12 protein-coding genes are annotated in these 12,808 nt (G+C 63.1%); 11 read left to right on the top strand and 1 reads right to left on the bottom strand.

The features are described 5' to 3' along the window. Positions 1-116: 116 nt before the first annotated feature. The 9 genes from ACFRAH_RS14585 (at position 117) to ACFRAH_RS14545 (ending at position 8,058) form a co-directional block, all read left to right on the top strand. A complete protein-coding gene (locus tag ACFRAH_RS14585; RefSeq protein WP_377991613.1) occupies positions 117-359 on the top strand; it encodes a Flp family type IVb pilin in 243 nt (80 codons plus the stop codon). A gap of 107 nt (positions 360-466) precedes the next feature. Next, entirely contained in the window at positions 467-871 is a 405-nt protein-coding gene (locus tag ACFRAH_RS14580; RefSeq protein ID WP_377991612.1) for a TadE/TadG family type IV pilus assembly protein, read from the top strand. Beyond that, positions 859-1,878 carry a Tad domain-containing protein gene (locus tag ACFRAH_RS14575; protein ID WP_377991611.1) on the top strand — a complete coding sequence of 340 codons (1,020 nt, stop codon included), beginning with the start codon at positions 859-861 and terminating at the stop codon, positions 1,876-1,878. Before ACFRAH_RS14580 ends, ACFRAH_RS14575 begins: the two co-directional genes overlap by 13 nt. A 51-nt stretch (positions 1,879-1,929) precedes the next feature. Further along, the gene (cpaB, locus tag ACFRAH_RS14570; protein WP_377991610.1) at positions 1,930-2,706 is read left to right on the top strand and encodes a Flp pilus assembly protein CpaB; all 777 of its coding nucleotides are present in this window, start codon (positions 1,930-1,932) and stop codon (positions 2,704-2,706) included. Continuing rightward, on the top strand, positions 2,703-3,896 hold the full coding sequence (locus ACFRAH_RS14565; protein ID WP_377991609.1) for a CpaE family protein: 1,194 nt from the start codon (positions 2,703-2,705) through the stop codon (positions 3,894-3,896). Before cpaB ends, ACFRAH_RS14565 begins: the two co-directional genes overlap by 4 nt. 426 nt (positions 3,897-4,322) lie before the next feature. After that, positions 4,323-5,657 (top strand): CpaF family protein, encoded by a 1,335-nt coding sequence (locus tag ACFRAH_RS14560; RefSeq protein ID WP_377991608.1) that lies wholly within the window; start codon positions 4,323-4,325, stop codon positions 5,655-5,657. Between the two features lie 5 nt (positions 5,658-5,662). Further along, the gene (locus tag ACFRAH_RS14555) at positions 5,663-6,595 is read left to right on the top strand and encodes a type II secretion system F family protein (RefSeq protein WP_377991607.1); all 933 of its coding nucleotides are present in this window, start codon (positions 5,663-5,665) and stop codon (positions 6,593-6,595) included. 7 nt (positions 6,596-6,602) lie between these two features. Beyond that, positions 6,603-7,487, top strand: a complete 885-nt coding sequence (locus ACFRAH_RS14550) for a type II secretion system F family protein (protein ID WP_377991605.1) — start codon at positions 6,603-6,605, stop codon at positions 7,485-7,487. A 106-nt stretch (positions 7,488-7,593) separates the two neighbouring features. Further along, positions 7,594-8,058, top strand: a complete 465-nt coding sequence (locus ACFRAH_RS14545; RefSeq protein ID WP_377991603.1) for an Hpt domain-containing protein — start codon at positions 7,594-7,596, stop codon at positions 8,056-8,058. Positions 8,059-8,080: 22 nt separating this feature from the next. Here the strand turns inward: ACFRAH_RS14545 and ACFRAH_RS14540 are convergent, their stop codons facing one another. Next, complete coding sequence (locus ACFRAH_RS14540; protein WP_377991644.1) at positions 8,081-8,863, bottom strand: response regulator transcription factor; 783 nt, start codon at positions 8,861-8,863, stop codon at positions 8,081-8,083. Between the two features lie 252 nt (positions 8,864-9,115). Here ACFRAH_RS14540 and ACFRAH_RS14535 point away from each other — a divergent pair, with 252 nt between their 5' ends. Together ACFRAH_RS14535 and ACFRAH_RS14530 are read left to right on the top strand one after the other, a co-directional pair. Continuing rightward, the gene (locus tag ACFRAH_RS14535; protein ID WP_377991601.1) at positions 9,116-10,783 is read left to right on the top strand and encodes a sensor histidine kinase; all 1,668 of its coding nucleotides are present in this window, start codon (positions 9,116-9,118) and stop codon (positions 10,781-10,783) included. A 119-nt stretch (positions 10,784-10,902) separates the two neighbouring features. Beyond that, entirely contained in the window at positions 10,903-12,765 is a 1,863-nt protein-coding gene (locus ACFRAH_RS14530; protein ID WP_377991599.1) for a DUF222 domain-containing protein, read from the top strand. Positions 12,766-12,808: the final 43 nt, after the last annotated feature.

Genomic DNA, 12,808 nt, shown 5'->3' with positions numbered 1-12,808 from the left:
GCGCTAAAGGTTGCCTCAGGAGTCTGCAAAGAACCGCCTCGAGGCGGAATTCCGTTGCTAACTTTTTTACAGAGCTGGTGAAGGACCAGCTTCCAACACTCGCTCAGGAGTAAAAAATGCTTGCTTTCTTCTCTAACGCTGCTGCCAGGGTCCGTCGCGACGAAAAGGGCGCAACCGCTGTCGAATACGGCATCATGGTCGCCCTCATCGCAGTCGTCATCATCGTTGCTGTCACCCTGCTCGGCGGCAACCTGACGACAACATTCGACAAAGTCGCCTGCCAGGTTGGCGGCAAGACCTACACCGCGGCCGTGCCCGCTAGTGGCAACACCGCTGCGGTTGCCGCAACCTGCCTGTAAGACACTATGTTGCTTGGCCGGGTAGCGGGAAAAGTCGTCTCCGCTACCCGGCAAGAGCACCGTTTATGCAAGAACCACGACCGAGAACTATTTCCGGAAGGGTACTGATGGCCAAGGCATCGGAGCGCGGGGCCGTGGCCGTCGAGTTCGCGATCCTGGCCCCAGTCTTGATCATGATACTGCTGGGCATTATGGAGTTCGGTAGGGCGTACAACGTTCAGAACTCCCTTACCAACGCCGCCCGTGAGGGAGTCCGCAGTATGGCGGTCAATAACAACCCAACTGCTGCGCTCAGCGCAGCCAAGAACGCGGCAAGCCTTGTTAGTCCGAAGCTACAAGATTCGAATGTTGCTTTTGCCTTCCAAACTGTGCCGGCGACGACGCCTGCGCCAACATCCTGTTCGGCCGGGGTCCAAGTGACAGTCACGATCAGCTACAACCTCAGCACAATGACTGGCATCGCTGGGCCCTTTGCCATGAAGGGAAAGGGAACAATGCTATGCGGCGGATAGCATTGCCGGCGGACAGTGAACACGGCGGCGTCGCCGTCATCGTCGCCATCGTCATGGTGGTAATGCTTGGTTTCGCGGCCTTGGCTATCGACGTTGCCAAGCTTTATGCAGAGCGGGCGCAATTACAGAACGGATCCGATTCAGCCGCTCTCATGCTGGCGCAGAAATGCGCCAGGAACGACACTATTAACTGCTCGGCCACCACACCTATGGCTGCTGACCTCGCGAATAAGAACGCAATCGACGGATCCAGCAACGTCAAGTCCATTGCCCTGGATGGGACTAACCGCACCGTTAGAGTTACGGTTGGTGCCAAGGAAACCGGTGCTTCGGCAAACTCTGTATCGCTGTTCTTCGCAGGTGTCCTTGGCTTTCGGAGCGCCGAGGTGAATGCGACGTCAAGCGTCCGCTGGGGGAGCCCAGTCAAGGGCACGACTCCGTTTCCCATCACCGTTTCCGTATGTCAGGTGCGTGGCCAAACCAATGTCATGCAACTGCTTCAGTTGCACGCTAAGAACGCTAATGCAGACTGCAACTACGGCCCGTCTGGTGCGTTTGTCCAAGGCGGTTTTGGCGGTCTTAATCAGGACTCAGGTGTCTGCGGCTCCGCCATCGACATCTCAACCAGTAAGGCGGGCGGCGATACTGGTAACAATCCACCGCCCTACTGCGAAGGCACGTTGAACGCTTGGGCGGCAGACATGACATCGGGAAAAGATGTCATCGTACTGCTGCCGGTGTTCAATGCTGTGACGGGAACGGGTACTAACGCTGTCTATGGACTAACGACGCTGGCTGCATTCAAAGTTCAAGGCTGGAAGCTCGGTTCCTCAGGACTGCCGTATACCTTCCGAAACAGAGCGCCCGACGTCCCGTCCGCTTTGGAATGCCGCGAACCGTGCCGGGGCATCATCGGCACATTCGTACAATACGTCTCCCTGGCCGACGGCTATACCTTAGGCCCGGTCAATCCGGACGGCGCCACCATCGTCGAACTGACGAGCTAATTCAGCACAATCAGACGTATTCATCACCATTAATTCGTTCAGGAGTAGTTCGTGAAGTCTCGGTTGTTGGCCGGCGCGGCAGCAGTAATCCTCGCCCTCGTCGGAGCCATGCTCGTTATTAATTACGCGCAGGGCGCCGACCAGCGAGCCGTCAAGGACCTTGAACCAGTAGCTGTCCTCGTTGTAAAGACGGCGATTCCTGCCGGCACCCCCGTGGAATCGATGACAGCTTCCCTCGAAACGAAGCAGCTACCGGCATCGGCTGTTACCGGGTCGACGCTCAAGTCGCTGGACTCCTCCAAGGGCAAGGTTGCCGCCGTGGAACTAGTCCCCGGCGAGCAGCTCGTTTCGGAGCGTCTTGTCGCACCCGAAGACGTAAAAGCCGCAGGCTCCACGCAGATTCCCGCGGGCCTCCAGGAAGTTTCATTCCAGCTTGAGCCGGACCGGGTTGTCGGTGGACGGCTCGCGCCTGGTGACCATGTCGGTGTCTTCATCAACCTCGACAAGGGCGGCCAGGACGATAAGCCGGATGCAGAGACGACCAAACTCACAGTGCGCAAAGCACTGGTCACGGCCGTCCAACGCGCTCCTCAGCCGGCTGCAACGGCCCAGCCCACGCCCACTGCGAGCGCCGATCCGAATGCCCAGGATCCGCAGGACACCACGCTTCCCACCGGCAATCTCATGGTCACAGTCGCCGTTAACGACGTAGACGCCGCCAAAATCGTCTTCGCTGCCGAGTACGCCAAAATGTGGCTCAGCAAAGAGCCCACCAACGCGAAGGACAGCGGTCCCCGAATCATCCAGCGGAGTGAGGTATACAAGTGAGCCGCTTCGTCCTGATCACGCCGAACGCGGACTTTGACAGCCGGCTCCGTCAGGCGGTGGCCGGCGGGCTGCAGGGCGGTGTCCAGACCTTCCTCACGAACATCCTGCCCGCGGGTCCCTACGACCTGTTCGCCCAGCTGAACCAGGAACAGCCCGAGGTCCTTATCCTCGGTCCGGATCTTCCTATTGAAGAGGCCCTTCGCTTGGCCACCGTGCTGGACGTCCAGGTTCCGGACCTGATGGTGCTTTTGGTCAGCGAGCCGGACCCGGTGCTGATCCTGCAGGCCATGCGGGCTGGGGTCCGCGACGTCCTCAGCCCTTCCGCTGATCCCGCGCAACTTAGGGTACTGCTGGAGCGTGCCTGCCAGTCCTTCGCCAGCCGGCACCGAATGGACCAGCCGGGCCCGGCGGAGAATCAGAAAGGCGCCGTCATTGGGGTGTTTTCTCCCAAGGGCGGCGTAGGCAAGACGACAATCGCCACCAACCTGGCCGTCGGTCTCGGCAAGCTGGCCCCGATGAGCGTGGTGCTCGTTGACCTGGACCTGCAGTTCGGTGACGTCGCCTCCGGACTCTACCTGAATCCGGAGCACACAGTCACGGACGCCGTATCGCCTGCGGCGGCCCAGGACACGCTGGTGCTGAAGGCGTTCCTCACCGTCCACCCGGCCAGCATCTATGCCCTGTGTGCACCCCTCAACCCTGTCGACGCCGATTTCATCACGCCGGAACAGGTCACGCGTCTGCTCGAACAGCTGGCCGAAGAGTTTCAGTACGTCGTGGTGGATACCGCGCCCGGCCTGCCCGAAATCGGTCTGGCCGCCATGGAAGCATGCACGGACGTGGTCTGGGTCAGCGCGATGGATATCCCCAGTGTCCGTGGCCTCCGCTCCGGCATGGACATCCTGCGTCAGTTGGAGATCCTGCCGGAAGGCCGGCACGTGGTCCTGAACATGGCCGATTCCAAGTGCGGCCTGACAGTCCAAGACATCGAATCTACGATTGGAGCCCCCGTGGACGTCAGCGTCCCCCGTTCACGCGCCGTGGCTTTGTCGACCAACCGCGGCGTGCCCGTCCTGCTGGATGCCAAGAAAGATCCCGCCGCCAAAGGTTTGAGCCAGTTGGTGCACCGGCTTGGTCCGGCCGCCAGCGCCAAGGAACAGCGAAGCGCGCACCGACGGGTGGTGGTCTAGATGAAGCTCTCTGAACGCCTCCAGGCAGCGCAGCATAAGTCCGAAGTTCCGGGTGCCCCTCTGCATCTTCCACCAGCGCCGACGCGTGCTCCGGCCGCCGTGATGCAGACCTCGCCGCTGCCAGCTGCCCCGCGCCAGGTCCAGCCTGCCACCGCAACATCTGGCGGCACTGCACCACGTCCGATTTCTGGCGTCTCCACGTACCAAACGCGTGCGGCGAGGCGTGCGGCCGAGGCCGCCGCCCAGGCGGCTGCTGCGCAGGCGCAAGCCGCATCTTCCGCGGCCGCAAAACCTGTTGCCCCCACAGCACCTGCTGTCGAGGATGGAGCGCCGCGGGCCCAGTCAGCGCATGCGGCTCCCAGCGTCCCAGTAGTCCCGGCATCGGGGCGGCGCCAGGCTGCACAGGCAAAATCGGCCCAGCCGTCCGTGGCGGTACAGTCGGAGCCCTTCAAGGCAAAGACCCAGCAGCCCGTTGACGTTTTCGCTGCGCTCAAGCAGCGTGCCGCAACGGCACTGTTTGAGCGCATGGGGGCACGCTTCAACGATTCAACGCTCACGGAGCAGGAGCTTCGCCGAACCGCGCGCGAAGAACTCATCCGGATCATCGATGCCGAACAGGTGCCGCTGACTCCGGACGAGCGGACGCGCCTGGTCGCCGACGTGGCGGATGACGTGCTGGGCTACGGACCGCTCCAGCGTCTCTTGGACGATCCCGCCGTCACCGAAATCATGGTGAACCGGATGGACCAGATCTACGTCGAGCGCAAGGGAAAACTTACGCTGACGGATTCGCGGTTCAGCTCGGAAGAGCACCTCCGGAAGGTCATCGAGCGCATCGTGTCCAAGGTGGGCCGCCGCATCGACGAGTCATCGCCGCTGGTTGACGCACGTTTGGAGGACGGGTCCCGTGTCAACGCGGTGATCCCGCCGCTCGCCGTCGGCGGCTCCTCGCTGACCATCCGTAAATTCAGCAAGACGCCCCTCACCGTTCAGAACTTGATCGATTTCGGGACGTTGACACCGGAAATGGCTGAACTTCTCAATGCCTGCGTAAAGGCCAAGCTCAACATCATCGTTTCCGGTGGTACGGGTACCGGCAAGACGACCCTGCTTAACGTCCTGTCGTCCTTCCTGCCGGCGAACGAGCGGATCGTCACGATCGAGGATGCGGTGGAGCTCCAGATCCAGCAGGACCATGTGGTCCGGCTGGAAAGCCGCCCCCCGAATACGGAAGGCAAGGGTGAGGTGACCATCCGCGAGCTGCTCCGGAACTCCCTGCGTATGCGCCCCGACCGGATTGTGGTGGGCGAGGTTCGTGGCGGGGAATCCCTGGACATGCTGCAGGCCATGAATACCGGCCACGACGGTTCACTGTCCACCGTGCACTCTAACTCCCCCCGTGACGCCATCGCCCGTCTGGAGACCCTGGTTCTCATGGCAGGCATGGATCTGCCGCTTCGCGCCATCCGCGAGCAGATCGCCTCCGCCGTGAACCTCATCGTCCAGATCTCCCGTCTCCGCGACGGCACCCGTCGCATCACGCATGTCACCGAGGTGCAGGGCATGGAGGGCGACATCGTCACGCTCCAGGACGCCTTCGTCTTCGACTACTCCGCCGGAGTTGACCAGCACGGCAAGTTCCTCGGCAAACCTGTACCCACGGGCATCCGCCCCCGCTTCATAGACCGCTTCGAAGACCTCGGAATCCATGTCTCGGCCGGCGTCTTCGGAGCGGCCCCTGTCTCTCCGGAAAGGCACTGACTCTGATGATCGTGACACTTGGAGTCATTCTGGTCGTCGCTTCAGCGGTGCTGGGCGGCGTTGCGGTGCTGATTCCGCGCACCCCAACAGTGCCGCTTGACCGGCGTCGTCCTTTCCGCAGCGAAGCAGACTCCCAGCTCACTCGCTTCGCCGGAAACGCAGTACTGTCCATCGACCGCGTCCTCGCCAGGAGGAACGTCCGCTACTTCAACCGCGAACAACTGGAGAACGCGGGGCTGCGGCTCAGCCAGGCGGAGTTCATTCTGCTGGTCATGGTGGGTGCCTTCGTTGGTGCCCTTATTGGGCTTGTGGTCGCCGGGCCGCTGTTGGCGATCCTGCTGGTCATTGCAGCTCCCTTCGTCGGCCATCTGGTGCTGGGTTTCCTGTCCGGCAAGCGGCGGGCCAAGTTCGACGAGCAACTGGGCGACACGCTTCAGCTGCTTTCCGGCAGCCTCCGGGCAGGCCATAGCATCCTGCGGGCAATCGACGCCGCTGCGAACGAGTCGCAGGCTCCGACGTCCGAAGAGATGCGCCGCATTGTTTCCGAGACAAGCCTGGGCCGCGATCTGCTCGTGTCCCTTAACGACACCGCGGACCGTATGAAGAACGAGGACTTCGTCTGGATCTCGCAGGCCATCCAGATCAACCGCGAGGTAGGTGGAAACCTGGCGGAAGTTCTGGACCAGGTGAACGAGACCATCCGCGAGCGCAGCGAGATCAAGGGGCACATCAAGGCTCTTGCGGCGGAGGGAAAGTTCTCGGCATACATCCTTATGGCCCTTCCTATCGGCATCGTGGTCATGCTCTCCGTGGTCAACCCGGGGTACATGAACAAGATGTTCACCAATCCTCTCGGCTGGATCATGATCGTGGCATCCGTCATCCTGATGACCGTTGGCGGTCTGTGGATGCGCAAAATCATCGACCTGAAATTCTGAGGCCACTGTGGATCCCTTGATTTTCTTAGCGTTGCTCCTGATCTGCCTGCCCCTCGCGTACCTGGCCTGGTCCATCCTCTCCATCGACCGGAAGGGGCTGGCCAACACACGGGACCTCCTTACCCGTGGCCTTCACCGGGCAGAGGTGGAAAAGAAGCCGAACAGCGGCCTCATCGAAAAAATCGGCCACCGTCTCACGCCCGCCGGGTACGTACACAAGCTGGATAGGCTGCTGTCCTTGGCAGGCCGCCCGGCGTCCATGCCGCTCGGGCGCCTGCTGGCCACCAAGCCGGCGCTGGGTCTTGTCGGTGGCCTCCTTGGGCTGTACATCAGTTCCATTGGAACGACGCCGATTATGAAGCTAGTGGGCATCTTCGTCTTGTTCTTGGGATACTTCATCCCGGACCTGATGCTGTACAGCAAGGGGCAGGAGCGGCAGAAGGCCATGCAGCTGGAGCTCGCTAACACCCTGGACCAGATGCTGATTTCCGTTGAGGCGGGCCTTGGCTTCGAAGGAGCCATGGCCCGTGCCGGCGAGAACGGCAAGGGTCCGCTGGCGGAAGAACTGGTCCGCACCCTGCAGGACATGCAAGTGGGAAGGAGCCGCCGGGAGTCCTACATCGCTCTGGCCGAGCGGACCAACATCCCCGAACTGCGGAGCTTCGTGCAGGCAGTGGTGCAGGCGGACACTTACGGCATTGCCATCAGCCGGGTCCTGCGGGTCCAGGCCAAGGTAATGCGCGTAAAGCGTCGCCAGCGTGCCGAGGAGAAGGCAATGAAGCTCCCCGTGATGATCCTGTTCCCCCTGTTGTTCTTCATCTTCCCGGTGCTGTTCATCGCGATCCTCGGCCCGGCCGTCATCAACACCATCGAGACGTTTGCCAACCAGTAAACTGCAGGCTTCCGCAGGATTAACCCCAACACAAGGTACCCGCAGGGTTTCCACAGGATCCAAGCTCAATCAGGGTTTTCCCAACCTCAGAAAGTAGCCTTAAGTCATGTCCATTTCAGGTTCCGAAGCAGCCGACAGCAGCGCCAACGGCGCCTGCTCCCCGGCGCTATCGGCGTCTGATGGGGGCGTGCACCACAACGAATCGGAGAGTGCCACCTTGCCCGTTCTGGATCTTGACGTCCTTCACGAGCTTGAAGAAGACATGGGCAGCACCGGCATAGCCCACAACTTCGCCAGGGACTACATCAATATTTGGAACAAGCGCCGGACATACCTGGAAGCCTCAGTCGAGGACGACGACGCCGAGGCCGCCATGGACGCCGTCCTCAGCCTGAAGAACTCTGCCCTGATGGTGGGTGCCTCGCGGCTGGCCAAGCTGGCGGTGGATCTGGAGAGGCTCGTCAAGCGAGGCGATCTGGCCGCTGCCCGGGACATGCTCCCCTGCGTGGCGCTCACCGGCGACGAGACCGTCAGCGGCCTGAAGCTGGGCTACCTGCCGCCTGAGGTCTGAGGCCCGGCCCGGAAAGGGCCGTCTACTCCGCCCGCTTCGGAGCCAACCGGTAACCCACGCCGCGTACGGTCACCAGCCAGCGCGGGTCCTGGGGGTCCTCCCGGAGCTTGCGCCGCAGGTTGCCGATGTGGACTTCTACGGCCCGTTCGTCGGCCTCGCTGATGTAGGTGTCCTCGCCGTAATATTCGCCCCGCACCACGCGCACCAAATCGGCGCGGGTGCGCACTGCGCCAGTTCCCCTCAGCAGCTCGTGCAACAGATCGAATTCGCTCCGGGTCAGCCCCAGGGGCGTTCCTCGGAGGGCAACGGTCCGGGTTTCGGTATCGAGCGCCAGCCCGTTGTGCTGCAATACAGTGCTCCGGCGCGAGGCAGCAGAAGCTGGGGTAACGGAGTTGCCCGAAGATGCAGCGCCCTCACCAGCGGAGCCGCCGGCCACTCGGGGCCGCCGCAGCATGGCCGATATCCGGGCCCGCAGCTCGCGCGGCCGGAAGGGCTTGACGATGTAGTCGTCGGCGCCGCCCTGGAGCGCGGTAATGGTGTCCAGTTCGTCACCCCGGCCGGTGAGCATCACGACGTAGGCATCACTGAACTGCCGGATGCGGCGAAGGACCTCGAAACCGTCAATGTCCGGCAGACCGACGTCGAGCGTTATTACGTTTGCCTGGCGCTGCCTGGCCACATCAACCCCGTCACGGCCGTTCCCGGCCGAGTGCACCTCAAATCCAGCCTGCTGCAAAACCGCGTCGAGGAGATTCCTGACATCAACGTCATCCTCGATAACAACGGCAACACCAAGATCGCCCACCAGTACCTCAATCCAGGTAAAAACCACCGCACAGCCCAGCGCAATGCGGTAAGCGTTACCAGATAACCTACGCTACAACGAAGTAGGGCCCAAAGAGCGAAAATTGCCCATATGTTTTCGGCTCACACCGGAGAGTAGTGCCGTGCCCTCCAAATACCGAAGAATAGCTGTGCATAATGGGCTTCATGTGTTCGTTTAACCACGAGTGGCCCCGGAATTCGGAAGTGCAGGCGAGTACCGGGCGCAGCCGCATTGGGTGAGCAGGTGCTGGTCCGCGACACGGACCGATTCTTCCGCCGCCTGAAGCCCCGCGTCCAGGTAGCGCTCTGCCAGCTCCCAGTAACGGTCATTCTCGCCGTGCTGGCGATTGCCGCCCCCGCAGTGTGGCCTACCCTCATCCAGAGCGGCGTGTTTATCGCCGCCATTGTCATGATGGTTGCCACCTTTCTCGGCTGCTTTCTGGTCCCCTGGGAACGGCTGCCTCCCAACGCCTACCTGCTAATTCCATTACTCGACATGGTGGTCATCGGCCTCGCCCGCAACGGCGCGGTTCCGGCGGTGGCAGGACTTGGAGTTCTGGCGATATTTCCGGTGATCTGGCTTTCCAGCTCCGACAACTTCCCGCGCACCACCGTATTCCTGAGCTTTATCGGCCCGCTACTCATCGGCATTCCCACGCTTGTCCAAAAGTTTCCCAAGATTTCACCTTCGGACATTGCCACGGCAATTCTGCTGCCGCTAATGATGGTGGCCGTCTCGGTGGCCATCAGGTTCGCCGGCGCCAATGTACGGTTGCAGCGCAAAAGGCTGGAGCAGAAGGACGCCGAACTCCGCGAACTGCTCGTGGAAAGCAGGAACCGCGAACGGCTGTTTAAGACCATTCTGGACACCACGGATGTAGGCATCGTGGCCGTGGATGCCGACGGCCAGAAGGTGCTGGTCAACGACCAGCAGAAAACCTTCAGGCAGGCGGCGGCCCCTGCCGGCATGGTTCAGCCTTTGGAAGCCGAGCAGCTCATGTTCGGCCAGGACCGGGTGACCCCGCTTCCGCTGGACAAGCGCCCCATCCACCGCGCCGTTGCCGGCGAGACTTTCGCCGATTATCTTGTGTGGCTGGGCGAGGGATCCGCGCAACGGGCTGTCGCCACTGCTGCGCGGATCATCAAGAACGACGACGGCGGGTTCAGCGGGGCGGTCATCGTCTACAGTGACGTCACGGGGCTGGTGGAGGCGCTCTCCGCCAAGGAAGAGCTGATCTCCAACGTCTCACACGAGTTCCGCAGCCCGCTGATGTCGGTCGTGGGCAACGTGGACCTGGTGCTGGACGAAGCCGACGGCCTCTCCCCCGATTCCGTGCACCGGCTGGAAGTGGTGCAGCGCAATGCCGAACGGCTGCTCGCGCTGGTCTCCGAGCTTCTGGTGTCGGCGTCTGCGGTCCTCGCTGTGCATCCCCGCCGGACCGACCTCGCCGGGCTGATCGAGAACAGCATCGGTTCGGTGCAGGCCCAGGCCGATGCCAGCAATGTCTCCCTCGCCACTGACGTCCCGGCTCCCCTGTGGGCGCACGCCGATCCGCTGCGGATCGGCCAGGCACTGGACAATCTGGTGTCCAATGCCATCAAATACTCTCCCGACGGCGGCAAGGTCACCGTGAGTGCGCGGCGTCGTGACTCCTGGGTGCAGCTGAAGGTCCAGGACACCGGCATGGGCATCAGCGAAGAGGAAACGTCGCGCGTCTTCACCCGGTTCTTCCGCAGCCAGGCGGCACGCCAGGCTGCCATTCCCGGGGTGGGGCTGGGTCTGTCCATCACCAAGACCATCGTGGAGCGGCACGGCGGTGCCATCTCCTGCGAGAGCAAGCCAGGTGCGGGCACCACATTCACCCTCACGCTGCCGGCAGAGGCAACCCCCGAGTCGTAACGCGGGTCTACGTCGCTTCTGGTTTTCCAGAACGACTCTGTTTTCCACATAGGCCCTGTTTTTCCACATAGGCGGAGGGCAGCGTCGTTTTTGTAGCAGGCCGGTGGCATGCTCTCGGTATGGAACACAGTGCGGCTGCTGCGGAGGCATTGGAGGCCATCGGTGCCTCTGCCTTAGCGCTGGCCGCCGAGCTCCGCAGGGTTGCTGACCCGGGGCCGGCGGGCACGGACCCGGTGCCCGGGCAGGCGGATCCACTCCAGGGGCAGGCGGATGCATTCCTGGACGGCCTGACCAATGTGGCCGGGATGCAAGCCCGGCTGGCGTCCGTGAAGGTGCACTGCGCGGCCGGAATCGCTGCCGCGGAGGAGGCGATGGCGCCACCGGATGAGCGCCCGTCAGCCCGTGCCGCCCGGGAGATGTCGGTGACCGCGTCGGTAGCCTGTGCACTGACCGTCAGCGACGGCGCGGCGGCACGGTTCCTGACCGAGTCCGCCAGGCTGAGTACAGATCTGCCGTTGACCCTGACCGGGATAGGGTCAGGGACACTGTCCTGGCAGCACGGGCGCATCATGTGCGACGAAACCGACGGCCTGTCACCCGAAGCCGCCGGGGCATTGGAAGCGCACTTCCTGGACCCGGACGCCCCCAACCCGGCACGCGGCTGCCCGGCCGGAGAACTGACACCGGCGAGGTTCCGGGCCAGGGCACGGTATTGGCGGGAACGGCACCACCAGGACAGCATCGAAACCCGCCACCGGAACAGTGCCAAGGACCGGCGGCTGGAGTACACCCCAGACCGTGACAGTATGGCCTGGATATCGGCGTATCTGCCCGCGGACCAGGCCGCCGGAATCTGGAACCGCGCCACCGCCGCGGCGCGTGGGCTTCAGGGGCCTACCGAAACCCGGACCCTGACGCAGCTGCGGGCCGACGTCGCCTCTGCATGGATGCTCACGCCTGGCAAGGGCGCTGGCGGCACGCACCCAGGCCCTGTGTTGGCCGGCTCTGTTTCAGCCGGTTCTGTTTCAGCCGGCGACGCCCCAGGTGGTTCTGTGTCTGCCGGTCATGTTCCGTCCCCGGCAGCGCAGGTCCTGGTCACGGTTCCGGTGTTCTCGCTGCTCGGCCACACCGACGAACCGGCCGTGCTCGACGGGTACGGGCCGATCCCGGCCTCCATGGCCCGCCGGCTCGTCGCCAACGGCGCAACATCGTTCCTGCGGGTACTGACCGACCCGCGGGACGGGGCACCGTTGGAGATCGGACGCACCAGCTACCGGGTCACCAAACCCATGCGCCAATGGCTCCGGCTGCGGGACGCCAAATGCACCTTCCCCGGCTGCAACAACCACTCCCTCGACAACGACGCCGACCACATCCTCGCTTGGGCCGACGGCGGCGGCACCGGCGTCGCCAACCTCGGCCAGCCCTGTCCCAAGCACCATCGCCTCAAGCACACCACGGCGTGGAAACCGGTCGGCGCCACCCGTGATACGCCACCCGGCTGGATCTCCCCGGCGGGACGCCACTACCCCGCCGAACAGCAGGACTGGGAACCACCGATCTGGCCAGAGTCGCAACTCGGCCAAAACTGCCCGGAACTGCCACCGGAACAAGATTTGCCAGAGCTACCGGGCCAAGACTGTCCGGAACCGCCGGACTGGTTCGACGTGCCACCCGACCAGGATCGGTCGGAGACGCCAACCGGCCAAAACCTGCCCGAGCCGTCCGGCTGGCCCGACCTGCTGCCCGACCAAGACTTCCCAGAGCCGCCCGACTGGCCCGAACCTCCGGATCAGCCAGACGATCCCGACGACCTCATCGGATTCGACGGCCACTCAGACGTTGCCCGTTGCCAAGGGCCCGGATCATCGGAGGATCCCGAAGCCCTTGATGGTGAGGAGCACCAAGTGGCCCGCGACCATCTCGCGCCACGATTGCCGGTGGATTCAGGGCCATATCGGTCATCATTCACAGCAGCGTGAAAGAAGAAGCCGAAAGGGCGACCGCCCGAGTCCCGAACCCCCG

The organism is Arthrobacter sp. NPDC056727 (assembly GCF_042790555.1).
Taxonomy (GTDB): Bacteria; Actinomycetota; Actinomycetes; order Actinomycetales; family Micrococcaceae; genus Arthrobacter.
The sequence above is the reverse complement of the archived record's forward strand: the minus strand, read 5'-3'. Positions and strand labels throughout refer to the sequence as shown.

What these genes read in the sequence shown, in the direction of transcription:
- ACFRAH_RS14585 (WP_377991613.1), top strand. Translation starts at nt 117, where the DNA reads ATGCTTGCTTTCTTCTCTAACGCTGCTGCCAGGGTCCGTCGCGACGAA.
- ACFRAH_RS14580 (WP_377991612.1), top strand. Translation starts at nt 467, where the DNA reads ATGGCCAAGGCATCGGAGCGCGGGGCCGTGGCCGTCGAGTTCGCGATC.
- ACFRAH_RS14575 (WP_377991611.1), top strand. Translation starts at nt 859, where the DNA reads ATGCGGCGGATAGCATTGCCGGCGGACAGTGAACACGGCGGCGTCGCC.
- ACFRAH_RS14555 (WP_377991607.1), top strand. Translation starts at nt 5,663, where the DNA reads ATGATCGTGACACTTGGAGTCATTCTGGTCGTCGCTTCAGCGGTGCTG.
- ACFRAH_RS14545 (WP_377991603.1), top strand. Translation starts at nt 7,594, where the DNA reads ATGTCCATTTCAGGTTCCGAAGCAGCCGACAGCAGCGCCAACGGCGCC.
- ACFRAH_RS14530 (WP_377991599.1), top strand. Translation starts at nt 10,903, where the DNA reads ATGGAACACAGTGCGGCTGCTGCGGAGGCATTGGAGGCCATCGGTGCC.